Origin of the sequence: Paenibacillus sabinae T27, assembly GCF_000612505.1 — a bacterium.
In the GTDB taxonomy this organism is placed as follows: Bacteria; Bacillota; Bacilli; order Paenibacillales; family Paenibacillaceae; genus Paenibacillus_AQ; species Paenibacillus_AQ sabinae.
Genome location: NZ_CP004078.1, coordinates 1,192,933 through 1,218,498, shown reverse-complemented (window position 1 = coordinate 1,218,498; position 25,566 = coordinate 1,192,933). Strand labels below are relative to the sequence as shown.

At 54.2% G+C, this 25,566-nt stretch carries 18 protein-coding genes; 16 read left to right on the top strand and 2 right to left on the bottom strand.

Annotation, left to right across the window (positions count from 1 at the left end):
* Positions 1-104 precede the first annotated feature (104 nt).
* Entirely contained in the window at positions 105-6,059 is a 5,955-nt protein-coding gene (locus PSAB_RS24465; RefSeq protein WP_025333563.1) for a glycoside hydrolase family 66 protein, read from the bottom strand.
* 524 nt (positions 6,060-6,583) lie between these two features.
* Here PSAB_RS24465 and PSAB_RS05420 point away from each other — a divergent pair.
* Both PSAB_RS05420 and PSAB_RS05415 read left to right on the top strand, forming a co-directional pair.
* On the top strand, positions 6,584-7,588 hold the full coding sequence (locus PSAB_RS05420) for a LacI family DNA-binding transcriptional regulator (protein WP_025333562.1): 1,005 nt from the start codon (positions 6,584-6,586) through the stop codon (positions 7,586-7,588).
* Positions 7,589-7,612: 24 nt separating this feature from the next.
* Positions 7,613-9,301 carry a glycoside hydrolase family 13 protein gene (locus PSAB_RS05415; protein WP_025333561.1) on the top strand — a complete coding sequence of 563 codons (1,689 nt, stop codon included), beginning with the start codon at positions 7,613-7,615 and terminating at the stop codon, positions 9,299-9,301.
* A 139-nt stretch (positions 9,302-9,440) separates the two neighbouring features.
* On the opposite strand, the gene PSAB_RS05410 is transcribed toward PSAB_RS05415, so the two are convergent.
* Positions 9,441-10,271, bottom strand: a complete 831-nt coding sequence (locus PSAB_RS05410) for a MetQ/NlpA family ABC transporter substrate-binding protein (protein WP_025333560.1) — start codon at positions 10,269-10,271, stop codon at positions 9,441-9,443.
* A gap of 591 nt (positions 10,272-10,862) precedes the next feature.
* On the opposite strand from PSAB_RS05410, the gene PSAB_RS05405 reads away from it, so the two are divergent.
* The 14 genes from PSAB_RS05405 (at position 10,863) to PSAB_RS05340 (ending at position 25,547) form a co-directional block, all read left to right on the top strand.
* Entirely contained in the window at positions 10,863-12,053 is a 1,191-nt protein-coding gene (locus PSAB_RS05405; protein ID WP_051529723.1) for an amidohydrolase, read from the top strand.
* An 87-nt stretch (positions 12,054-12,140) separates the two neighbouring features.
* Positions 12,141-12,881 (top strand): glycerophosphodiester phosphodiesterase, encoded by a 741-nt coding sequence (locus PSAB_RS05400; RefSeq protein ID WP_025333558.1) that lies wholly within the window; start codon positions 12,141-12,143, stop codon positions 12,879-12,881.
* A gap of 145 nt (positions 12,882-13,026) precedes the next feature.
* Positions 13,027-14,631: a spore germination protein gene (locus PSAB_RS05395; RefSeq protein ID WP_025333557.1), complete on the top strand. Its 1,605-nt coding sequence runs from the start codon at positions 13,027-13,029 to the stop codon at positions 14,629-14,631.
* Positions 14,628-15,731: a GerAB/ArcD/ProY family transporter gene (locus tag PSAB_RS05390; RefSeq protein ID WP_025333556.1), complete on the top strand. Its 1,104-nt coding sequence runs from the start codon at positions 14,628-14,630 to the stop codon at positions 15,729-15,731. The genes PSAB_RS05395 and PSAB_RS05390 overlap by 4 nt, the downstream gene beginning before the upstream one ends.
* On the top strand, positions 15,728-16,984 hold the full coding sequence (locus tag PSAB_RS05385; protein WP_025333555.1) for a Ger(x)C family spore germination protein: 1,257 nt from the start codon (positions 15,728-15,730) through the stop codon (positions 16,982-16,984). The genes PSAB_RS05390 and PSAB_RS05385 overlap by 4 nt, the downstream gene beginning before the upstream one ends.
* A gap of 7 nt (positions 16,985-16,991) precedes the next feature.
* Positions 16,992-17,228 carry a hypothetical protein gene (locus PSAB_RS05380; RefSeq protein ID WP_144240478.1) on the top strand — a complete coding sequence of 79 codons (237 nt, stop codon included), beginning with the start codon at positions 16,992-16,994 and terminating at the stop codon, positions 17,226-17,228.
* A 4-nt stretch (positions 17,229-17,232) separates the two neighbouring features.
* A complete protein-coding gene (locus PSAB_RS05375) occupies positions 17,233-18,333 on the top strand; it encodes a GerAB/ArcD/ProY family transporter (RefSeq protein WP_025333553.1) in 1,101 nt (366 codons plus the stop codon).
* A gap of 137 nt (positions 18,334-18,470) precedes the next feature.
* Positions 18,471-19,166 (top strand): response regulator transcription factor, encoded by a 696-nt coding sequence (locus PSAB_RS05370; protein WP_025333552.1) that lies wholly within the window; start codon positions 18,471-18,473, stop codon positions 19,164-19,166.
* Positions 19,163-20,152 carry a sensor histidine kinase gene (locus tag PSAB_RS05365; protein WP_025333551.1) on the top strand — a complete coding sequence of 330 codons (990 nt, stop codon included), beginning with the start codon at positions 19,163-19,165 and terminating at the stop codon, positions 20,150-20,152. The genes PSAB_RS05370 and PSAB_RS05365 overlap by 4 nt, the downstream gene beginning before the upstream one ends.
* Before the next feature lie 179 nt (positions 20,153-20,331).
* Positions 20,332-21,102 (top strand): ABC transporter ATP-binding protein, encoded by a 771-nt coding sequence (locus PSAB_RS05360; RefSeq protein WP_025333550.1) that lies wholly within the window; start codon positions 20,332-20,334, stop codon positions 21,100-21,102.
* Positions 21,077-23,005: an FtsX-like permease family protein gene (locus PSAB_RS05355; RefSeq protein WP_025333549.1), complete on the top strand. Its 1,929-nt coding sequence runs from the start codon at positions 21,077-21,079 to the stop codon at positions 23,003-23,005. Before PSAB_RS05360 ends, PSAB_RS05355 begins: the two co-directional genes overlap by 26 nt.
* A 175-nt stretch (positions 23,006-23,180) precedes the next feature.
* The gene (locus tag PSAB_RS05350; protein ID WP_025333548.1) at positions 23,181-23,435 is read left to right on the top strand and encodes a FeoA family protein; all 255 of its coding nucleotides are present in this window, start codon (positions 23,181-23,183) and stop codon (positions 23,433-23,435) included.
* The gene (locus tag PSAB_RS05345; RefSeq protein WP_025333547.1) at positions 23,432-24,163 is read left to right on the top strand and encodes a FeoB small GTPase domain-containing protein; all 732 of its coding nucleotides are present in this window, start codon (positions 23,432-23,434) and stop codon (positions 24,161-24,163) included. The genes PSAB_RS05350 and PSAB_RS05345 overlap by 4 nt, the downstream gene beginning before the upstream one ends.
* Positions 24,141-25,547, top strand: a complete 1,407-nt coding sequence (locus tag PSAB_RS05340) for a nucleoside recognition domain-containing protein (RefSeq protein WP_025333546.1) — start codon at positions 24,141-24,143, stop codon at positions 25,545-25,547. The genes PSAB_RS05345 and PSAB_RS05340 overlap by 23 nt, the downstream gene beginning before the upstream one ends.
* The last annotated feature ends 19 nt before the right edge of the window (positions 25,548-25,566 follow it).

The following is a 25,566-nucleotide window of genomic DNA, read 5'->3' as shown; positions in this document are numbered from 1 at the left end:
CGGGCTGCAGAATCTTCCTTCTTATCCATATGCGTATGACCGCAAAAGAAACCGATTCCCGCTAAGGGAATCGGTTCTGTTGGAATTTGGCTGTCTGTATCGATTCAGTTATCCGTCTGCTTCAATAAATTCACGATCGTCTGGGCCGCCTCCGCCCGTGTAGCCGCCGCTTTCGGCGCGAAGCGTCCATCCGCCTGTCCGTCCATAAGCCCGGCGCTGTCTGCGGCCTGAACCGAGGAGAGCGCCCAGGCCGCAATCTGTCCGCGATCCCGGAACGTCAGGCTCTGCCCGTTCGCGCTCAGACTTTCGCCCGCACGCTTGAATGCTTTAGCCAGCATTACCGCCATTTCCTGCCGGGTAATTTCTGCGCTGGGCGTAAACTCGTCTGCGCTGCGGCCGGCAATGATTCCGGCCTCGTAAGCGGCGGCGATGTCAGGTGCGTACCAGGCTCCCGCCGCCACGTCACGGAATGGAGCTGGATCGCCGCTCCGCAGATGGAGCGCTTTAGCCAGCATCGCGGCGTACTGAGCACGCGTGACCTTGGCCGACGGCGCAAAAGTGCTGTCCGTCAATCCGTTAATGACATGCTTGGCCGTCAGGGACCGGATCGCGCCGTAAGCCCAGTGGCTTTCCTTCACGTCCGTATAGGACTTGTCGTAAGCAAATACGGTATACCGGCTTAAATGGCTTAAGTCCGCACTTACCATACGGCCCGCGCCGTCCGCCTTGCCGCCGATGTATTCCCACTGCTTCAGGACTTCATTATAGTAGTAGATTCCGAGAAGCTCGGCAGGGTACCCCTGCCCGTCAACGTTCAGGGAGAGCTGCATTGGACTCTTAAACGACGAAAGCTTCGCAACCTCTCCGTTTGCCTTCGCAAAACCCAGCTGCAAATCGTATACGGAGCCTGCCGCCGCCCAAGGCTTCGTGCCCGGCAGAGCCGCATCCTTGGCCTCGATTTTATGGAAAGAGAGGACAATCTGCGCGCCCGTGGTCAAGTCGCCTTTATTCTCCTCCAGAAGCTGCGCAAGGGTAGCATACTCCACCTCCAAGGCAAAGCCCTTGCCCTGTACAACCAGACTCTTATCCTTCAACCCATCCGCGATTGCAGCAGGAATGGCGACCCGGCTGTACTTGGCTTCATCCAGCGCGATCATAACCTTGCCGTTTGCCGCCTGTTCCAAATCCTCCTTCTTCAGCTCCATTGCAGCCGGAGAAGCGCTTGGCGACGGCGACGGCGAAGAAGCGGGTGCGCCGACCGGTGCAGGCGTTGCCGAAGGGGACGGACTCGGCGACGGTGACTGGCTTGGCGCCACGCTTGGGCTAGGCGCCTGACTCGGCTTCTCGCCCGGCTCCGTGCCGAAGAGCGGCTGAACGGCCACGGACTTCGGCGCTTTGTCGACATAAATCATCGTCCAATACTTCAGCGAAGGAAGCTCGATGATCAGCTTATCTCCATCCCGGGTGTACTTCAGCTCCTGCGATACGCCGTGACCGGCGTCCGGGGTGGCAGCGTACACTTTCAGGTTCGGAGCCTCTTCCTGTGACATTCCAATGTCGTAGGTCACTTTCAGATTGCTCAGCTGCGACGGCTCATTGGCAGCGTTTCTCCAGTTATCGTCATTGTTCAGCAGATTGATCAGGTGGAGCACATCATACCGTTCAAAGCCCTCGTTCGAGGCGTTCTTCCGAACGGTCGTCCAGATGGCATCCCGGGCTCCGCTGCCGCTTGTTGGCAGGCTGCTTCCGCCTGCTTCCACGGTTAACGATGCTGCCGGATCGACCTTGCTGTCGAACAGCAGATTTTCATAGGCTGCATTGAATTTGTAATACTCCTTCATGGCTTCCTTGGTGGAGTCCAGCATCTTCTTGCTCTTGTTCGGGTAGTACTCGTGGGCAAGCATGCTTGGACCGTCCGCAAAATTCTCGGCCGCGCCGATTTCAATATGCGTTGCTCCCAAAGCGGCCAGACCGGCGTCCATCAGGCGCAGCGAAGGCTCGTTGAAATAGCCTAACGTCAAGCCCTTAATGTTGACAGAACCTGTTCCGCTTTTCTCATCCACTTTGAGCGTCACCGTATGCTTGCCTGCATCCAGATGCGGAACGATGAAATAGCCGTCCTGACTGTAGGTATTGATGTCACTGGTCGGGTCAAAATAGATTCGTCCGGGATTCCCCCCGAGATCACTTGCCCGCACACCGTCAATGTACACGGCGCGGCTCGTTCCCGTTCCTGCGTTGGAGTATGTGTAGATCAACGAGGTTTCGCCAGACTGCGGAACGTTGATATCGAACGATACGGCGTCACTTGGGTGGCCGAAGTTCAAGACGGTATCCTTATACAACACCATTGGTGCCAGGAAGTCCGCATTTTCCGCTTCCAAAGTGCGGGTGAAATCACTGTTGTCCGAAGCAACCTTCAGGCTGTCGAGCACAATCCCCCGGTCGTCGAGCTGGCTTACGGCAATCTTGATGGAATTGAGTCCCTGATTCAAATGGACCCCGTTCTGGCGGGCAGCCGTCCAAGTTTCGCCCTCTGTTTTCGGGAACGGTACTTCCTCGGCCTCGGCTCCGTTTACGCTGACTGCTCTCTCCACAGCCGAGTCGGTATTTTTATAGTTCCAATCCAGAGTGTAGCTTCCCTCAGCAGGAGCTTTCACATTAAAGGCTACAAAATCTCCGTCTTCGGCAAAGCCGCTCACATAACCGGCGGATGCTTTCACTCCCCCAGCCGTTACGGCATTCGCAACTGCATAGTTTACTTCATCGACCAGCAGGCTGCTCAGGTTCGTATATTGGCCGCTCGACTGCATTTCCACCTTGATCTCGTGAGAGCCTGCGGTCAGCGGGGCTTTCACCGTTTTGGCTTTCAATGGGCCGCCCCAATCGGCTTGCGTAACAGGCAGGGCACAGCTGCCGTCGACGACATTTCCGTCAACACTCACCGAAACCACGCTGTCATTGCCGCTGCGATAGAGAATGGAGAAGTCGGAAACGGCCTGATCGGGGTTAACTGTAAAGGTTACAGATTGACCCTTTTGCCCAAAGTCGTCCGTCTTGCCAAACGAAGTATCCACGCTTCCCGTACGGGAAACGACCGGAGCCCAGCCGGTTTCCGCGTCTTCGGCTTCAAGCGTTGTTCCGTTTACACGGATATTGTCCATCTCGATTCCGGTTTCTTCAAGAGCTGCGCTGTCCTTCTTGACTTCAGCCTCATTGCCTGAGCCAGAGCTCAGGAACACATCCTCCGTTGCCGTTCCCCAATTCTCTCCGGTCGGAGCGAACTGGAACAGTCCAGCCTTCTTCCCGTCCACATACAAAATGCGTTCGACGGTATCTGCCCCGCCGTTCTTGTACGTAATGGACACCGGAGAGCTTCCGGATGCAGGAACAGACGGAAGTTTAAACGCGACATAATCGCCCTGCTGCTTGAAGCTTCGGATATAACCTGCCCCAGCACTCTCGCTTGCTTCGCTTAACCGAATGCCGTGGAGATTCAGATAATCCAAGGGATCTGTCAGTTCCAGCTTGATAAAATTAACGCCAGCGTCCAGCTGAATCTCCTGATCCACAAAGCCCCATTGATTGCTGTTGTTTTCGTCATACCAGCCGTTCTCCGGCAATGTGGTGCTGTAAGTTCCCAAAACGTCATAGACCGCGTTCGATACGGTAGTCTTCAGCTCGACATTGTTTCCGGAGTGATAGTAGACTCTCAAGGCTGCCTTCTTTTTCTTGTCACTATCCGCTTTAAACGTAACGGTGGACCCGGCGTTGTGAGAGTCCGTTCTTGCTTTTTCATTATCCGAGGGACTGGAGACTTTCACTTCACCGGTAAAAGCCACTCTCGCGCTGTCATTGACCAATATTTCGACAGGCTCCGTGAGTTCGCTTGCAACCTTCTCGATTTCGGTCTCCCTCGTCGGCTGCCAGCCGATATCGGCGTTCTCGGCCATTACCCGCTGTCCGTCCAGATTCAGATACTGCAGCTTCATCCCCGGATCGTTCGAAGCCGATTTCAGGGTGATCGTATTGTCGCCCGCCTTCAGATGAACGGTGCCGGCGGGAATTTCCTTGAAGCTGTCCCAGCCGCCCGTAGGCGAAAAGCTCACATCAGGCGACTTGGCTCCGTTAACGTACAGCTCCCGGTTTACAGCCGCGCTGTCCACACTGTAGCTGATTCCCAGCGGATAATCTCCATCGGCAGGGACATTCACATGGAAAGTCACATAGTCGCCGTCCGTTTCAAAATAATACACATTGCCGTACTGATCGACCTTGCAGCTGATTAATTCCGAAAATATGGCGTCGTACTGTTTCGAGTAGCCGCTGCCGTTCTCGACAAGCAGGCTGCCCACATTCAGCCACAGATTGTCGGAGGAGAGCTGAAGCTTGACCTCGTTCCGGCCTTTATGCAGCTTGATGCCGGTCACCTTGGCCTCGGCCGTCGGATGACCCCAGCCCGTCTTCTGATCGAATACGATAGAATCGGCCGCAGGCTCGCCGTTGACGGTCAGATAACCTTCCGGACTGCCGCCGTCGTTGCCGTGCCCGTAACGGAGAGTCAAATTATAGTCGCTGTCTTCGGGAGCATCGACTGTAAATACGATCTGATCCTCGTCCTTTCGGCCGAAGTCCCCGACCCAGCTCGCCGCCTTGCCGATCCGGGATTGGAACACGACCGTACTCGGAACATCCTTCGCCTCGGAGCCGTCATAATGAATGCCCGTCGCCTGCTTGTAGTTCATATAGCCGGCGATGACCATCGCTTTGCCGCCGTCCGCTTCACGGGTCTGATCCACGACCTCCTGAAGATCCTTGTACTTGTCCTTATCCTGCCAAATTTCGCTGTAGTCAAAGTCAGTCTTCGTATCCGGATTCGGCACGGCGCTGTACCCCTGATTGCCGCCGACCATATTGAAGGCCACATGACTTTTATTCTTATCGTTTGCAAGGAGAGCGTCCTTGGTGGAATTGATGATTTTGTCAAAATCGAGCGCGAAGTAGCGCGGAGTGCCGTCGTAGCCCAGCAAATAATCCTTGTCATTGGTTCCCCACTGGTCCAGATGGATGCCGTCGAAGCCGAAATCGTTGACCGCCCGCACATACTGCTTGGTGATGTAGGAGCGCCACTCCGGATTGCCGGGGTCCTGCAAATACAGCGCCGTCGGATTCGGCTTCACGCCGTCAAAATAGAAACCGACCTGATCCTTCTCCGGCGTTCTGGGAGCGACGGATGTCTTGTTATACAGCCCCCACTCCGGCTTGACGCCGAAATCCTCATAATGCTCGCGCGCCGCATAGTTCATCTCGTAGGCCATCGCCGCCGATCCGTATTTCTGGGCCGCCGAGACGGACTGCTTGACGGTCAGCGGAAACAGCAGCCGTCCGAGCAGATCGGTATAGCTCGAATCCGCGTTAACCGGCTCCGTAATGAAATTGCCGTCCTTGTCCTTCAGCGGCTTTCCGCTTGCGTCCATCTTCGAGTAGACGGATACGTCATGGCGCCACATCCAGTCATAGAACTGGTAGCCATTCAGATAATACTCCCGGGAGAGCTGCTTCAGCTTGGCGTCGCTCTCCGCCGCCGTTTCCTTCGGAAAATCGGCTACATAGCCGTATCTCGGAAAATGCGTCCAGTCGCTGGAAACGTCAATGGCCGCAGTCACATAATCGCCAGAAACCGCACCCTCGGTCCAGGCCTTGGCGAGATAACCTGTGAAATCATCCGCGGGCGGCGTCCAATCCACCTTCAGTTCGGCGCTTCCGTCTTTCAGTACGGTCAGGTCTTTGACGCCTTCCGCAATAAGCGTGTTGAGCTTGTAAATTTGCACATGAAGCTTCCCGCCCCAGTCTGCGGATTGATTCAGCGTAAGAATGAGTTCGGCGGGTTCCCCCGGAGCAAAACGGGCCTTGGATGGGACCATCTGCAGGATTCGATGTTCAGCCGGCTGGTCCTCCCCCGCGGCGGCTGCAACTGAATTGCGGGCATAACCGAGTGTGCAGGTCTGAACCAGCAGAAGCAGCAGACAGAAATACACAATCGCCTTTTGGCGTTTCATGAGCTTTCCTCCTTGTCGGTGATAATAATCCATTCAATCAACGTAAACGTTTACCTTAATGCGTTTATTTTTCGTTTGGTTCTCTCCTTCCTAACCTCCTTCATTTTCAGAGCCGTAATGTAAACGTTTACGTAAATTTACGCAAGCGTCTCTGTTCCCCGGTTGTTCATGCAGCATGCACCTGGCGTAAACGCTTACCACGAATATATCTCCAGATATTTCTTTTGTCAACGCATGGTTTCCATTCGATTTTGACCCCTGTTTATTTCGCGTTGACAAATACAGCCTTTCCCCTTATCATCTGAGTAAGCGTTTTCGTTAGGCGGAAAATTTTTTTTGAAAATATAAGAAAGTATAAGCTTCGCGCTTATCATTTGTCTTATATTTCTACGAGAAACGATACCTGAAAGCGATACTCGTATCGCCACTTCGGAAGCTTGCGCTCCTAACAGGACGGCGCAGCCGTTTCTTCTTGCTTATCAACGTAAACGTTTAATCTAAATCGGTCGGGACTTGATCTCACTATGAATCCAACGATTAAAGATGTGGCCCGGAAGGCGAATGTCTCCATCGCCACTGTTTCGAGAGTGCTGAACAATCTGCCGGGATACTCGGACAAAACAAAGCAAAAGGTGTTTCAGGCCATCGAAGAGATCGGCTATCAGCCCAATGCCATCGCCCGGGGGCTCATCAACAAGCGGACCCACACGATCGGCGTGATGTTTCCCAGCGTATCCAGCGCGTTTTCTTCGGATGTTCTTCAGGGAATTGAAGCGTCCGCCCATGATCATAATTACAGCGTCGTCGTATGCAATACCGATTCGGACGGCAAACGGACGATGAAGTATTTGCAGGTGCTGCGGGAGAAGCAGATTGACGGGCTTATTTTTTCCAGTGAGGTGTTGAAAAAGGAATACTACGCCGTGCTGGAGCGAATGAACATTCCGGTTGTGCTTATTTCCTCCGAGTCGCGCTTTGTCAAGGTTCCGTATGTAAAGGTCGATGATTATCAGGCCGCATTCGACGCGGTCGAATACCTGATACGCAAAGGCCACCGGAAGATTGCCATGATCGGCGGAACCAAAAATGATACCATCGCCGGAATTCCCAGAGTAGAAGGATATAAAAAGGCGCTTGAGGAGCACGGCCTTCCGTTTAAGCCAGGCTATCTGGCCTACGGCGATTTCGGATTTCTCAGCGGCTGCCATGCGATGGAGACACTGTTAAAGACGGCACCGGATTGTACGGCCTTGTTCGCAGCCAGCGACGAAATGGCAATTGGCGCTATGACGGCCGCTGCTAAGCACGGTCTCAAGATTCCGGACGACCTGTCCGTTATGGGATACGATGATCTCAGGCTTGCCCAAATGGTCGTGCCTCCCTTGACTACGATCAGCCAGCCTCTCTGTGAAATTGGCAAAATCGCCTGCGAAAAGCTCATTTACATGATCGACACGCAAGAAAACGTCAACAGCCGAATCGTCACCCATTCGATTATCGAAAGACAGACGGTGCGGATACTTCCCTAATTAATCCGGTAAAGGAGAATGGCAATGGAGAGAAAATGGTGGAAGGAAAGCGTAGTTTATCAAATCTATCCCCGAAGCTTCAAGGACAGCAACGGCGACGGAATCGGCGATCTGCAGGGGATTATCTCCAAGCTGGATTATCTGAAGACGCTCGGCGTGAACGTCGTCTGGCTGTGTCCCGTGTACAAGTCGCCCAATGACGACAACGGATACGATATCAGCAACTATCAGGATATTATGGACGAATTCGGAACGATCGCCGATTGGGAAATGCTGCTTCAAGGCCTGCACGACCGGGGGATGAAGCTGATTATGGACCTTGTCGTGAACCATTCCTCCGACGAGCATGCCTGGTTCGCAGAATCCCGCAAATCGAAGGACAATCCGTACCGCGATTATTACATCTGGCGTCCGGGCAGCGATGGCCGGGAGCCCAACAACTGGGGCTCTTTCTTCAGCGGCTCGGCCTGGCAGTATGATGAAGCGACTGACGAATACTTCCTCCACCTGTTCTCCAAGAAACAGCCCGACCTGAACTGGGAGAACGAGAAGGTGCGCCGGGAAGTCTATGACATGATGACCTGGTGGCTGGATAAAGGCATCGACGGCTTCCGGATGGATGTCATCAATCTGATTTCCAAAGTTCCCGGGCTTCCAAGCGTGCCGGTTGAAGACGGCGAGAGCCGGCCGTATCACTTCGGCGGCGACTATTTCGTTAACGGTCCGCGCGTGCACGAATATTTGCAGGAGATGAACCGTGAGGTTTTGTCCAAGTACGACATTATGACCGTCGGAGAAGCGGTCGACGTTACGCCGGAGGACGCGGCTTTATATGTCGGCGAAGACCGGGACGAGCTGAGCATGGTTTTCCATTTCGAGCTGATGGGCGTCGATTCCGGCCCGGGCGGCAAATGGGACTGCAAGCCATGGGTGTTGAAAGACATTAAAGACATCATCACCAAATGGCAGACCTTGCTCAGCGGCAAGGGCTGGAACAGCCTCTATTTGAACAATCACGACCAGCCGCGGATGCTCTCCAGATTCGGCAATGATACGGACTATCATAAAGAATCGGGCAAAATGCTCGCCACCCTGCTCCATACGCTTCAAGGTACGCCTTACATTTATCAGGGTGAAGAAATCGGCATGACGAACGTGAAGTTCGATTCGATCAGCCATTATAAAGATATTGAAATCATCAATATGCATAAGGAATACCTGGAAGCGGGCCATAAGGAAGAAGACATCATGAACTCGATATACATCAAGGGCCGCGACAACGGCCGCACGCCGATGCAGTGGAGCAGCGAGCCGCAGGCCGGGTTCACCACCAGCACGCCTTGGCTGGCGGTAAATCCGAACTATACGGAAATTAATGTAGAGAACGCTCTGGCCGATCCGGACTCCATCTTCCATTATTACAAGCGACTCATTGAGCTGCGCAAAGAGCATGACATTATCGTGTACGGAGACTACAAGATTGTGGCGGAAGAGAATGAGCGGGTATATGCCTACCAGCGCGCACTCGGCAGCGAAAGGCTGCTCGTGATCCTGAATTTCTTCGGCGAGTCCGCAAGCTTCGAGCTTCCGGCGGAGGTCGGCATCAGCGAACCGGAGTTGCTCATCGGCAACTATGATGTGGGCCAGGCTGAGGATGTCCGCAGTCTGGAGCTTCGCCCCTATGAAGCCAGAGTTTATAAATTTTCGGTTTAAGCCGCTGCAAGCGGAAGGGGGCTGTCCCTGGAGTCAAACATGACTCGGGACAGCCCCCTTTTTATTCAATCCATTGTTCATTCAGCCGTTTCGAAATCAAAGCTGCGGTCTTTCGAAAGAAAAATCCCCTGCCGGCTGCTTAGTTGCTGCTCCAGGCTACCGGCTCAATAAAGCCGTCATACTTGTCCTGGGATTTGATGTAATCCTCGAATTCCTTCGATTCATAGGCCGCTTTCAGATCCTTCGCCCACTGCGCATTCTCATCCGCTTTATTAATCGATACGATAATGCGGTGCTGCTCCGGCGTATCCTCGATTTTGAGCGCCTCGGTAATTTTGCGTTTGGCATTGGCGATATAATTGCCGTTGACCACACCGAAGTCCACATCCTTCAAGGATACGAGAATCTGCGCCGAATCCAGCGCCTCCAACTTAAGCGTGAATTTGCCCGGTTCCACACTTTCGAGGTTAAAATCGGTCGTCCCGGCATTCGGTTTAACTTTTACCCATCCCAGACCTTCAAGAATACGGACGGCGCGCTCCTGATTGACCGGATCATTGGGCACGGCGATAACGGAACCGTCTTTCACTTCGTCCAGCGAAGTATGCTTCACCGAATACAGACCTTGCGGAGCGCTCGGCGCGAAGGTAAGAGCAGTCATTTCCGTGCTCAGCTCCTTGTTGATTCCTTCCATGTAAGCCGTGCTTTGGAACACGCTGGCATCAATAGAGCCTTCCTTCATCGCCGGGTTGACCTGCATGTTCTGGGAGAACGTCTTGATGTCCACCTTATAGCCCTTCTTTTCCAGAATCGGCAGAACGCCATTGCGGAACTGATCTTCATAGGTGCCTACGCCGAAACCCACGACAATATCCTTCTTGTCCGCATCGGACGCCGTTTTGTTTCCGCAAGCTCCCAGTGTCAAAGACATCCCGATTAATACCACAGCCGCGATTTTTTTAAGTTTCATGTTCCAATAATCCCCTTTTCTCTGTGTAAAATAAATTGAATTACGCAATGCCTACAGTGGCCGAGATTGCCCTCGGCATATGTATCCCAGCTGATGCCTTCAACCGGAAATCGGTTTCTCCCCCTTCTCTCTCTGCTGCATCCATCAATAATCATTAACGAGCTAAATAAAAGTTAACTCATCGGATTAATGCATTATCGACTCGAGTTGTATGATAGCATGGGCAAATTTGATTGGTCAATGAAAAAAACATTAAATTTCAAACATAGATTAGCTATTGACATTGCCTCCCCATATGCCTTAACATCCATTTATTATTTCAAATCGGAAAACTATGATTTAATATTAAAAGATTCTATATACGATGAACTTTAAAAAATGACATCAGGGTAGGAGTAACGAAGAGGAAGTTTGGAACTGTAGGAGCGATAGCGATCGCCTTTGTCTTCGGATTTCATCCGCGAAGAGCGGGTTAAATCGAGAAATCTGAAGACAACAGCGGCCGGAAGTCCAAACGTTCCTCGTAGTTACGACTGATATCTGATGAGAAGATCTTAAGTTCAGCTTATATAGCCCAAGGGAGAGATAACAATGACAGAACCATTTGCCATAGAATCGAATAAGGAGCTCACCGAGAAGCTGGTACAGGCCAGAAGGGAGCTTCATCGTCATCCCGAGTTGGCAGAGGAAGAATATGAAACAACCGGAAAGCTCAGACAATGGCTGACCGGGGCCGGGATCTCCATTCTGGATCTTCCGCTTAAGACCGGGCTGATTGCCGAGATCGGCTCCGGCGAGCCGAAGGTGGCGCTTCGCGCGGATATCGACGCTCTGCCGATCGCGGAAGAGACCGGACTGCCCTTCTCCTCCGCCATTCCCGGTAAAATGCACGCCTGCGGACATGATTTCCATACGGCGGTCATTCTGGGGGCGGCTTACTTGCTTAAATCCCGTGAGCGGGAACTGCAAGGCACCGTCCGCATCCTGTTCCAGCCGGCGGAGGAGACCGGCGCAGGCGCTCCAGCCGTTCTGGCGTCCGGCGGCCTGTCCGGCGTGTCCGCCATCTTCGGGCTTCATAGCAATCCCGATTTGCCGTCAGGCTCATTCGGCACTAGAACCGGCGCGCTGACCGCAGGAGTCGACTGCTTTGTCATTGCCATCCGCGGGACCGGGGCGCACGCCGCCCAGCCCGAACGCGGAGAAGACTCGATTCTCGCTGCGGCCCATATCGTCACCGCTTTGCAATCGATAGCCAGCCGGCTGACGCCCGCCGGAGAATCGGTCGTTGTCAGCGTAACGCAGATTAACGGCGGAACGACCTGGAACGTCCTTCCTGAGCTCGTAGAGCTGAAAGGTACGGTAAGAACACACAACGAACAAATCCGCAGCCGGATTCCCGGGCAAATCCGGCAAATTATCAACGGCATCGCGGCAGCTTCGGGCACCTCTGCAGAGCTGAAGTGGATTCCGGGACCTCCGGCGACAGTCAATAGCGGGCGCTGGGCGGATTTCGCCAAGCAGCAGGCGGCGGAGTTCGGCTATAGCGTTCACGATCTTGCTCCGCAAATGATCGGAGAGGATTTCGCCTACTACTTGCGGGAGATTTCCGGCGCTTTCGTAAATATCGGCACGGGAGGAACGTATAGCCAACATCACCCGAAGTTCGATACCGACGAATCCGCCCTGCTTCCAGCCGCGCAGTATTTCGCCGGGCTCGCCGAGGCCGCGCTGAAGGAATTGGTCCATTTCCCCGGCATAACGCCGCTGCGGCCGAGAGCATGAAATGAAATTTTTTACTTTCCGCTTATTCTCCCGAATCAAAGTTGATCTATAATATAAGGCAGATATCAGGAGACGGAGGAATGAGCGGTGGCAAAAATACTGAATTTCGCGCACCGGGGCGCTTCGGCGGTATGCCCGGAAAATACAATGTCGGCCTTTCGGCGCAGCCTTGAGCTTGGCGCGACGGGCATCGAAACGGATGTGCAGATGTCCCGGGACGGGCAGCTGGTGCTAATTCACGATGAGACTCTCAACCGGACGACTGACGGCAGCGGTTATGTGAAGGACAAGACGCTGGAAGAGCTGCGGTCGCTCGACGCAGGCGCCTGGTTCGGCAGCGGCAGCTTCGCCGGAGAGAAAATTCCGCGGCTGGAGGAACTGCTCGACCTGCTGCATGACAGGGATACGGTGCTCAACATCGAGCTTAAGAACGGGATTTTTCCGTATACTGGAATGGAGGAAAAGGTCATTGCAGCCGTCCGGGCATACGGCATGAGCAGCCGGGTCATCATCTCGAGCTTCAATCATTATTCGCTCGCTTACTTCAAGACGCTGGCTCCGGACATCAAGACAGGCATTCTGTATATGGAAGGCCTGTACCGCCCCTGGGATTACGCCGCTACCGTGAAGGCGGAAGCGCTGCACGCGTATCATCTGGCAGTGCTGCCGGAATTCGTGCGGGACGCCGAACGTAACGGCGTCGTCTATCATCCGTTCACGGTGAATGATCCGAAGCGGATGGAATTTCTGATCGACGCAGGCGTGGCCGGCATCATCACGGACGTCCCCGATGTCCTTGCCGGGCTGCTTGCTTTCAAAGGCAAATAACTTGGAAAGAAGGTCCGGTTCCCGAAATGGGCACTCGGACTTTTTGCATATTTACGGCCTCTTCCAGAGCCAGAATAAGGAATCTCCTTCCGGGCATAATACAGCAGAATAGTCAAAAGCTGCGCCCAAGGAGGGAAGAGTTGCCATGAAACTGAAATTCCTGTCAAATCATAAAGTAGCCGCAGCTGGGCCGGAAACCGCTACAGCTTCATCCCGGCCGCTGGATTCCTCACTGGATGCCAATGTAGCGGAAATTAAACGGCGGATCGGGAACAGCTCTGACGTGGTATTCCGCTCGTTATCTAACCCGGCCTCCACCTCCCCCTCCCTGACTTTCATCTATATCGACGGACTGGTTAACGCCGATCTGATCACCCAAGCCGTCATTCAGCCCCTAACGGATAGCAAAGATTTACAGGAACCGGGCCTGGATAACGAGAAAGCCCTTCTTCTGATCAAAGAGCATATCCTGACCGTCAGCGGAATCAAAGAATGCAAAACGGTGGAAAGCCTGCTTCGCATGCTGTTTGAAGGAAATACGATTATCCTGCTTGACGGAGCCAAGACGGCGCTGGCTGCCGGTACCTCCGGCTGGGAGACGCGGAGCATCAATGAACCGACCTCGCAGGGCGTTATCCGTGGTCCCAAGGAAGGCTTTACCGAAAGCCTGCGGATCGGCACCTCCATGATACGCCGGAGACTCAAGAACGCCGATCTGCGGGTCGAAGAATATAAAATCGGCCGTCGGACCCAAACTGGCATCGCCCTGGTCTACCTTCACGGCATCGCGAGTGAGCAGGTGCTTGCGGAAATTCGAAAAAGGCTGGATGCCATCGACACGGACAGTATTCTGGAGAGCAATTACATCGAGGAACTGATTGAGGACGGCGGAATGACACCATTTCCGACCATTCAGAATACGGAGCGTCCTGATGCCATGGCTGGAGGCATTCTGGAGGGACAGGTCGGCATCCTTATCGACGGAACCCCTTTCGCCCTTCTCGCTCCGGCGACTTTCTTCAGTTTTTTTCAATCCAGCGAGGACTATTACCAGCGGTTTGATATTTCCTCTTTCCTGCGGATCATTCGCTTTACCGCCTTTTTCGTGTCCCTGCTGCTTCCCGCGCTCTATATCGCCGTCACCACCTTCCATCAGGAGATGCTGCCGACGACGCTGCTGATCAGCTTGGCCGCCCAGCGTGAAGGGATTCCCTTTCCCGCGCTCATTGAGGCGCTGATCATGGAGCTGACTTTCGACGTTCTGCGCGAAGCCGGGGTGCGGATGCCGCGGGCGATCGGACCGGCGATCTCCATTGTGGGTGCGCTCGTGCTGGGACAGGCCGCCGTTCAGGCGGGCCTTGTATCCGCCGCCATGGTTATCGTAGTGTCCTTCACGGCCATTTCCAATTTCGTCATCCCGTCACTGGCCATCGCCAACTCCATCCGGCTCATCCGGTTTCTGATGATGCTGATCGCCGGCTCCATGGGCCTGTTCGGCATTATGTCCTTTTTAATGGTGCTTCTCATCCACATGGCAGGGCTAGAGTCGTTCGGCATTCCGTATTTATCTCCTGTGGCTCCGATGAAGCCGTCTTATCTGAAAGATATTTTTCTTCGCATGCCGATGTGGAAAATGAAGATGCGACCAAGCACGTACGGAAGCCAGGAAGCGCCGAGACAGAACCTGCCTGCGGAGCAGCCGCAGGCTTCCGGCAACCCATTCGAACCCCAGGGAAGTGAGAACTCTTGAAAGGAACAATCGGCACCTTCCAGGCAGTCCTACTCGTTGTCAGCGCCATTTTCCCCACGGCTATCGTGGTACTTCCAATCATTATAGGGAAATACCTCGAACAGGATTCGCCGCTTGCGGTTATATTTTCGGGGTTGATTGGACTTGGCATAGCCTGGCTTATCGGAACCATAATCAAGGCCACGGGCGGTGAGCCTTTTTTGGGATGGGCAGGCCGTAAAATCTCGCCCATCTTCGCTGTCGTGATCGGCATCCTTCTGCTTCAGTATTATATGGACCTGACGACGAATGTCTTGCGCGTATATGTAAACTTCATCAAGGATAACATGCTGCTGAACACACCTACAGCTATAACGGCCGTTATTATTATGCTTGTCACTCTGTATATGATCAACCGGGGCATTGAAGCTATTTCCCGGATAAACAGCATTGTCAACCTTATGCTTCTCATGGTCATTCCGCTATATCTCTGGGGATTAACGAAGCATATCGACCTGCACCGGCTGCTGCCTATATTCGATCATTCGGCGGCTTCTTTAACGCTTGCCTCCCTTACGCCGATCGGATGGATGTCGGAAGTCTCCGTGCTGCTTTTTATCGCCCCTTATTTTAAGTTTCCGCAAAAAGGCACATTTATCGGCGTCATCGGCATAGGCCTCGTGACGCTGGGTATGTTTGTGGAGATTTTGATGACTTTGGCAGTTTTTGGGCCCCAGTACATGAAGAACATCGCTTATCCGATATTTTCAACGATCAGTATCATTCAGGTCGGCCGGTTTATCGAGAATCTGGATGTTTTGTTCATTTCTTACTGGACGATGTCCGTCTATATGAAGCTCGCCATTTTTATGTTTGCTACCGTTCAGTGCTTTAAGCAGACCTTCCACATCCGGAACGACAGACCGTATATCGTGGCGCTTTCGATAGTTATCATCACGGAATGCCTGTACACCTGGCGGGAACCGGAGAAGCTGAATATTTTTAACGAAGAAGGCCGAATCATCATTTTTCTACTCTTCAATATTCTGCTGCCGCTGGGAATTCTGATATGGACCCGGATTAAAGAACCCGTCATCAAAAGAAAGGAGTATAAGACATGAGCGAGAAGAAACGAATACGTTGTAAAATGCGCCATAACGGGCGAAGCCTTCTGCTGGTTCTTTCCCTCTTGTCGCTCCTGGCCGGCGGCTGCTGGGATGACAGGGAGCTGAATGAGCTGGGTATCGTTTCGGGTTCCGCCTATGACTGGGAAGATAACGAGTGGAAAGGGACCTATCAGGTAATCAACCCTTCGTCCGGTTCCAGCAGCATGGGGGGCAGCGGCGGAGGCAGTACAAGTTCCCCTCCCTTTTTAACCTATACGGTAAAGGGGAATACCATTATGCAAGCCATCGAGCGTACCAATCTCACCAGCACGCGCGAGATGTTCTTCTCCCACTCCCGGATTACAGTCATCGGCGAATCGCTGGCGAAACGAGGAATCAGTCAGCTCATCGATCTGTTTCTGCGAAAACCCGACGCCCGTGAGACGGTCTACGTATTCTTAGCCGAAGGAGAAGCGGGCCGGATTCTGGATCAGCTGATGCAGCTTACCAAGAATCAGGGCGCGGGCATCCAGCTTATGATTGAACAGGAAGCCAGATTGACCTCCTATTTTCCCGGAATACGGTTGTTTGAGATGGCAATGCAGCTGAGCTCCGACTCGGAAAGTTCGACGGTACCAGAAATCAAGCTGACCGGCAATCGGGTGATGGACCGGACGGACGACACAGCCCAAACCGATCTTCCTTCCCGGATCGCCTTCGGGAGACTGGGCGTGCTCAAAGTAGACCGTTTCGTCGGATGGCTGTCCCAGCGGGAAGCGTTCGGATTATCGTTCTTGACGGACAAGGTTAAGAAAGCGAACATTTCTTTTCCCTCCACCCCCGGAAAAAGCGACAGGGACGATGCTTCCGTAACGCTGCTTCATTCATCGACCTCCGTCCATCCGATCTGGGAGAAGGATCATTTCGTCATGGATATCGACATTAAAGCAGGCGGTATATTAACCGAAATCGGCAGCGAACTGGATTTGGAGAAAGCATCCTCCATGCGTCAAATGGAGCACGCTATCGAAAATAATATTGCAGAAACCATAGATACTTCCTGGCATGCAGTCAAAAAACTGAATGCCGATGTGACCGGCTTTGCCGTCTCCATTCACCGCAATCATCCGAAGCGGTGGAAGCGGATTAAGCAGGAAGACAGCTGGGATACCGTATTTCAGAATATTGAAATACGACCGCATGTGAAAATGAAAATCGAGCGGATCGGCCTTATCGGCAGCGCCTATAAATCACTCGAACCGAAATGAGGCTGATATGATGCAAATGGCTGCGGCCACTGCGTTCTACGCCGCCGTCTTCATCTGGGGATGGCGGCAGTTGAAGGGAAAAGGAAGCGTTCTGCACCGGCTGCTATTCGTCGGGATACTCGGATGGGCCGCTTACGTGGGCCTTGCGGGTTTAGCCATGGTCCCCCATCTCAGCATATCTTCGGCATACATTGTGTTTTTTCAGCCAATCGGAAAAGCGTTTATCGGATGGTTAGGAGGTTAGAGCATTGTCACGGATAAAAAAGCGGATCACGGGCCTGCAAATCTCGTTCATGGTGATCCTGTTTGAAATCGGCAGCACCCCCCTGTTTCTTCTGGGGGCCGACGCCAGGCAGGATTCCTGGCTAGCGATGAGCGTCGGTGCGGTTGCCGGGTTTGCGCTTCTCTCCCTCTTCCTGTGGATTCAGCGGCTCATGCCTGAAATGGAGCTGGCCGAAATGCTCCATTTCGGCTTTGGCCGTATCACCGGAACCTTCTTCGGCGGGATATATGCCTGCTATTTTGCCTACCAATCCATGCGTAATTTGCGCGACTTCGGCGAGCTGACCTCACTAACTTTGCTCGAATCAACACCTATGTCCATCACGATGCTGGTATTCATTCTTGTTGCGGTTTATGCGATTTGGAAGGGAGGAGAGATCATCTTTCGTCTTCCGGAGATTTTGCTTCCGGGCCTGCTGTTGTGTTACTTCCTGCTGATCATCTTGTTCATTCTGATGCGGCATGTCAGTTTCGCGCGGCTGGCACCTGTCGCCGAGAACGGATTCCGTCCGATTCTGCAGGCGGCGCTGCCGGAAATTCTCTCTTTTCCCTTCGGTCAGATGATCGTCTTTCTGCTGCTGTGGCGGCTCTGGGAGAAGCCCGGCGTTCCCGTAAAACAGACTGTCTGGGCGTACATCGGGGTCAGTGTGTTTCTAATTTTCATGAATGCGCTGAACATCGCCATTCTGGGTCCGGTTCTGGCCGGCAGTTTCTATCTCCCTTTTCTCCAATCGGTCCGTATACTGTCCAGCTTGCGGTTTATCGAACGGCTCGATATCCTCGTCACCATCATGATTTATATCGGGTTGTTTATCAAAATGCTGATTTGGTATTTCTGTGCGGTGGAGACTGCGGCCAGCCTGACCGGCACCTCCTCAAAACGGTGGGTTTTACCGATTGGGGCACTTATTTATGGGGCATCCTTTATCGAAAGAAACTTTACTCAGCACATGGCCATCGGCCTTGGGCCCAGCACCCAGATCGACACCGTCTTTCAAATATTCATTCCGCTGCTCCTTGGTTTGGCAGCCGCAATAAGAGGGCGTTCTCGAAGTGCCCCGAAGTAAAGCCGGCTGCTGTTAGGGAATGAGCTGAAGGTTCTCGTTAATCTGTGAACTTTCCGGAGGACTACAAACCGTTTTGTCGATGAGCTATGATAAAAGCGGTGAGCCTCCCACAAGCAGATTAGACGAAGGAGAATGTCATGGAAACCATTTTGATCATAGAGGATGATGCCAAGCTGGCTGGGCTGCTCGAAGCCTATCTCTCGAAATACGGCTTCCGCACAGTTACTGTGGAGGATTTTAGTTCGGTGCTGGATGCCTTTCTGGACAGTGGAGCGGATCTCGTTCTGCTGGATGTAAACCTCCCGAAATACGACGGATATTACTGGTGCCGCCAAATTCGCAGCCGGTCGCTCTGCCCGATCCTCTTCATCTCTGCCAGAGACAGCGGAATGGATCAGGTGATGGCGCTGGAGAACGGAGCCGACGATTACATTACGAAGCCGTTTCATTATGAAGTCGTTCTCGCCAAGATCCGCAGTCAGCTCCGCAGGGTCTACGGTTCTTACGCGCAGCAGCCGGAAGAACGGACGGTACGCTTGGGCCCGCTGACTCTCTATCCCGAACGCTTCGCCATTCAGCACGGAGAGCGGACGTCGGAACTGACTCAGAAAGAGTCCGTCCTGCTGGAAGCCCTGATGCTGAAGGAAGGCCGCGTCGTCAGCCGCGAGCGGCTGCTCGACCTCATGTGGGAGGACCAGCATTTCATCGATGACAACACACTGAATGTCTACATAACGAGGGTACGCAAAAAGCTTAAGGAACTGGGAGCACAGGATGCCGTGGAAACGGTAAGGGGAGCGGGGTACCGGCTGAACATTGCCGGAGCATCATGAAGCTGTTCCTTAAGGTGCAGATTCCGCTGCTGCTGTTCTATGCGGTCCAGATGCTGCTTGTCCCGCTCCTTTACTGGCTCACAGGCGAAGGGCGCCCCTTCTCCATTATGCTGTACGGCGCAGCGATCAGCGGGTCGGTGCTCGCCGTCTATCTCGCATTCCGCTACCTCAGCCACCGCCGCCTCTATGCCAAGCTTTCCGAGCCAGAAGCTTACATCGACAGCGCCTTCGAGCCGCTGGGCGACGCTCCCCTTCCGGAAGCTTTCGAGAAGCTTCTGGAATCGTACGGCCGCCGTTACCGGGATCGCCTTGGCGAGGAGGCCAGCCGCGTGGACAGCCAGATCACGTTCATGAACCGCTGGGTTCATCAAATGAAGACGCCCCTATCCATTATTCAGCTTACCGCCGAGGAAATGGACGATGCGGCGGCGGACAGTATCCGGGAGGAAGTCGACCGGCTGCGCAAAGGGCTGGAAATGGTGCTGTACACTTCCCGGCTGGACCGGTTCGAGGATGATTTCAGCATCGTGCCCGTCTCTTTGCGGAAGGCGGTCAGCGAGACGGTGGCCGAGAACCGGCGGCTCTTTATCCGCCGGGGCGTGCAGGCGGAAATCCGGGTTGCCGAGGAGCTTCAGGTCTATACCGACGCCAAATGGCTGAGGTTTATGCTGACCCAGATTCTGACCAACGCCGTGAATTATTCGGGCGGCTCCGGGAAAACCGTCACCGCCGCAGCTTTCCAGCGAGGCCGTGAGGCCATTCTGGAAATTCGCGACGAAGGCATCGGAATCGCCCCTGAGGATCTGAAACGGGTCTTTAATCCTTATTTCACGGGCGAACGCGGGCGGGAGTACCGTGAATCGACCGGTATGGGTCTGTATCTTGTCCGCGAAATATGCAAGCGGCTCGGACACCGGGTGGAGCTTTCCTCGCAGCCCGGCGAAGGCACGACAATCCGGCTAATTTTTGATTCGGGGATATTATGACTCGGGGATTTTTCGACTCGGGGATTCCTGCAGATACGAACATAACCTTAACTGGACTGTAAGGAAACCGTAAGGTAAATCCATAGCAGCCATCGGGCGCTGTACGGTACATTGGGAGTGTAACAGGATACTCTGCGGGCATCATGCAAAAGCCCCAAACCTGGAAAGGAAGGTCTCTCATGAATGTATTGGAAGTCACCGCCCTCAGCAAAGTCTACCCGGGCAAAATCAGCACCCGCGCCCTTACCGATATCCATCTCGGCATCGAGAGCGGAGAATTTGTCGGCATAATGGGCCCGTCGGGCAGCGGCAAAACGACACTGCTCAACATGGTCTCCACGATTGACAGACCCAGCTCGGGCGAAGTGAAGATCAACGGCAGCAACCCTTTTCTCATGAACAAAAAGGAGCTGGCCCTGTTCCGCCGCAGGCAGCTTGGCTTCGTCTTTCAGGATTTCAATCTGCTCGAAACGCTCACCGTCGGCGAGAATATCGTGCTTCCGCTGACACTGGACAAGCGCAGGCTCTCCGAGATGCAGACACTGCTGAAGCAGGCTGCGGACCGTCTTGGCATCACGGATATTCTGGACAAGCGAATCTATGAAATTTCCGGCGGACAGCGTCAACGAACGGCGATCGCGAGGGCGATTATTTCATCGCCTTCCCTGATCCTGGCCGACGAGCCGACGGGTTCCCTGGACTCCAATTCCTCCCGGCTCGTGATGGAATCGCTGGAGAGTATCAACCGCAGTACGGGAGCCACATTGATGCTAGTCACGCATGATCCGCTGGCCGCCAGCTACTGCAGCCGGATTATTTTTATCAAGGACGGCAAGCTCGCGGCCGAGATCCGCCGGGGCGAGAGCCGCCAGGCTTTTTTCCAAAAAATCATCGACACGCTGTCGTTCTGGGGAGGGAACACGCATGAGCTTTCCTCAGTTCGCGTTTAACAACATCCGCCGGAACGCCCGGTCTTATATCGCATTTTTTCTAAGCAGCGCCTTTATGGTCATGGTCTTCTTCGCTTACGCCGTATTCATGTTCCATCCCGATGTGACCTCAATTGAGCTCGGAAGGAACTCCGCAGCGGGTATGAAGATCGCCTCTTACATCGTGTTCATCTTCGCCTTCTTCTTCGTGCTGTACTCCATAAGCGCTTTTCTGAAATCCCGTAATCTCGAGTTCGGTATCCTGACAATTCTCGGGGCGCGGCCGGGACAGATCAACAGGCTCATTTTCATGGAAAATATGCTCATCGGGCTGTTCTCCATCGTGACGGGTATGGCAGGCGGCCTGCTACTGTCCAAGATGTTCCTGCTGCTCAGCACCAAGATGATCGGCATCAGCGATCTCCCTTTTTACTGGCCATTAAAGGCAATATTGGTAACGGCAGCCGCGTTCCTCGCCCTGTTCATCGTCATCTCGGCGTTCACCCTGCTGTTTATCCGGAAAAACCGGGTGCTGGAGCTGCTGAAGGGCACGAGCAAACCGAAAAAGGAACCGAAGGCCTCCCTGCTACTGTCCGTGCTGTGCATCGCGCTGCTTGCCGCCGGATATTGGGCGATCCGCCAGCCGCTGGACCCTAAATGGCTGCTTGTCGCGGCGGTAACAGGCATTGCCGGCACTTACTTTTTCTACACCCAGCTGTCCGTGCTTACGGTCCGCCTCCTTAAGCTCAGCCGCAGACGGCTGTGGCGGGGAACCAACCTGCTGTGGATCTCGGAGATGGCATACAAGCTGAAGGACAATGCCCGCATGCTGTTTCTTGTGACTGTGGTTACGTCGCTCGCCTGTATGGCTTCGAGCTTTCTGCTCTCGATAAACAATGCGAATGAGGACGCGTATTTGAGCAGTCCGTTCGCTCTGGATTACATCTCTTATCATTCGGCAACCGAGCAGAAAGATACTCAAATGATCCGTAGCCGTCTTCAGGCGGAAGGACTGGAGTTTAAGGAGTATAAAGTAGATCAGCTGAGCGGTTCCGTCCGAGATGGCGTCCGATCGCAAATGCTTGAACTCCTGCCTTTGAGCCGGTACAACGAACTGGCGCCGCAAATGGGAAGTGAAACTGAAGCAGCACTTTCCGCGGGCGAAGCGGTTCTGGTGATTTCAGGCCAGCTTGACAGCGAGAAATACGTAAAGAACAACCGTTTGATTGCGGAATTCCCGGACCGGACATTTAGCGTAAGAAGAACGCTGAAACCTGTAATTCCTCCCTTCGGACAGTACGCCTCCCCTTTGCTGGTTGTCGGAGACGATATCTATAACCTGCTGGATAAGAATCCAGATAAGCGTAACCGGCCCAAGCCATTTACAAGATATTTGTACAAAATACCCGCTTGGGATGGTCAGCTCCCGGCCTCAGACAGCCGAAATGTTACCTTGTCATCCGAACTGGCCGATTCGATTAATAAGCAGCAGTCGGCTAACTTCTTGGGAGCTAGATCCAACAATTATATAAGGACGAAACAGGGAATGTCGATGCTCGGCTTTATCGGAATATTCATCGCCCTGATTTTCTCCGTCTCGTCGGCGAGCTTTCTCTACTTCCGCCTGCACTCCGAACTGGCCGCCGACCAAAGAATGTACCGTGCGCTGTCGAAGATCGGACTCAGTCCCGGCGAGATGTCAGGCTCAGCCACGAAGCAGATTGCCCTGCTCTTTTACATTCCGATTCTGGTCGCCTGGATTCAGACCCTGGTTGTCATCCGGCCCGTTCTGAACCAGATTCAGGTCTACGAAATCACAGTCCCGGTTCTTATGACGATCGGCGCTTTCCTGGCGGTGCAGACGCTGTATTTCGCCGTTGTAAGATCACGTTATGTTCACAGTCTGAAGAGAACGATGGTTTAGAACCAGGGTACCCCCGTGCTGAAGAAGCTTTTTCTTTATCGCGGGGGATTTTATTAAAATTTAAGTTTCCTTAGGGAAACTTTTTTGTTGCTGGGACAAATTTGTTCGCGTATACTAATATCATGGAACAGCTCAACAGTCGGATGTTTTGACATAAAAAGAAAGGGTGACCGTTATGGCCGTAACCGGTATTCCGTTATCCGAAGCCGCCAAAGGCAGTGTCCTTGAAATCAGCGGCATGAATGTACAGGGCGTTATGAGAAGAAGACTGCTGGACCTGGGTTTTGTTCCCGGCAATACGGTTGAAGTGCTCCGGAGCAGCCCTCTCGGGGACCCGACCGCTTTTCGTGTAAGCAATACGACGATTGCACTGCGCAGAGAAGAAAGTTCGCTTATTTTTGGAAATCCGATTGGAGGGAATGCGCGATGAAGACTTACACCGTGGCCTTTGCAGGCAACCCGAATACGGGAAAAAGCACGCTGTTCAATCTGCTGACCGGCATGCGGCAGCACACCGGCAACTGGGCAGGTAAGACGGTCGTAACCGCCGAGGGAACGTTCACGCATAATGGCAAGGAATACCGTGCCGTCGATCTTCCGGGCACCTATTCCCTGTACTCCAACTCGGCCGACGAAGAGGCGGCGCGCGATTATATCATTTTTGAGAAGCCGGATGTGACGTTAGTCGTACTGGACGCAACCTCGCTGGAGCGGAACCTGAACCTCGCTCTGCAGGTGCTGGAAATTACCGGACGGACCGTAATCTGCATCAATCTGATGGACGAAGCGCGGAGGCTGGGCATCGATATCGACCTGAAGGCCATGTCGAAGCGCCTTGGCGTACCGGTCATCGCCATCTCAGCCCGAAACCGAACCGGAATCAAGGAGCTGCTGAATCAGGTGGAGCGGGTTGCGGACGGAACCTTCGCCGCAGAGCCCCTGCGGATTCCGTACAGCGAGGAAATCGAGCGCGGCATCGCTGAGCTCCTCCCGCTCGTGGAGCAGTCCCTTGGAGCCGATTACCCGGCCCGCTGGATCGCGCTGCGGCTGCTGGACGGCGACGAAAGCCTGCTCGCCTCCCTGCGCAGGGAGAGCCTGGGGATCAAGAGCACGATATCGAAGGAGGTGTCCGGCCATGGAGCAACAGCCTGCCATTAAAGCAAGCAGCGCGCTGGATTCGCTGATTGCCTCCGCCGAGAAGCTGACCAGCGGCGGCATCCGCGACGATATTGTCGGCGGCATCTATGGCGTCACCGCAAGCATCTGCCGCGAGGCGGTCGCCTACCGCGACCGCGGCAAGCTGAAGAGCACGCATAAGCTAGACCGGATCGTAACCTCCAAAATCTGGGGATTCCCGATCATGCTATCCATCCTTGGCGCCGTCTTCTGGATTACGATCGCCGGAGCGAACTACCCTTCGGGCTGGCTGGCCTCCCTCTTCGGCTACATCGAGGGCTATCTGACCGCCGGCTTCCAGGCGGTGGGCGCTCCCGAATGGCTGCATGGCGTGCTCGTGCTCGGCTTATACCGGGGGACGTCCTGGGTCATCAGCGTCATGCTGCCGCCGATGGCCATCTTCTTCCCCGTCTTCGCCCTGCTCGAGAACTTCGGCTATCTCCCGCGCGTCGCCTTCAATATGGACCGCCTGTTCAAGAAATCGGGCGGGCACGGCAAGCAGGCCCTGACCATGTCGATGGGCTTCGGGTGCAATGCCGCCGCCATCCTCTCCACGCGGATCATCGAGTCGCCGCGCGAGCGGATGCTGGCGATTCTGACGAATAACTTCGTCCCCTGCAACGGCCGGTGGCCGACGCTCATCCTGCTGGCCTCCCTGTTCATGGCGGGAGCCGCGACGACCGGAGTGCTGAAATCGCTGACCACCGCAGGCATCCTGATGGGCCTCGTGCTTCTGGGGATCGTCGTCACCCTGACCGTCTCCTGGGTCATGTCCAAGACGGCGCTGCGCGGCGTGCCGACGCATTATACTTTGGAGCTGCCGCCGTACCGGAGACCGCAGATCTGGAAGACCATCCTGGTTTCTTCCAAGGAGAAGTCCCTGAACGTGCTGACGCGGGCCATCGTCATCGCAGCCCCGGCCGGAATCGCCACCTGGGTGCTGGGCAATATTGTCGTCGGTGGAGACAGCGTTTTGAACCATATGGCGGCTTTCTTCGATCCTTTCGCGCATCTCATCGGACTGGACGGCTACATCATCATGGCGTTCCTCCTCGGCCTGCCCGCGAACGAGATTGTGCTGCCGATCCTGATGATGGGCTACCTGTCTTCGGGAGCGATGGTCGATGTCGACAGCCTTGGCAATATCAAGGATATCTTTCTCCAGCACGGCTGGACGTGGCTGACGGCGCTGAACATGATGCTATTCTCGCTGCTGCATTATCCGTGCGGCACGACGCTGGTCAACATCTACAAGGAAACGAAAAGCGTAAAATGGGCCGTCCTGTCGGCCGTTATCCCGCTCGGCATCGCCATCGCCGTTACCTTTCTGGTAGCGCAGGCGGCATATGCCTTCGGCTGGGTGTAGGAATCGAAGGAAGAACGGA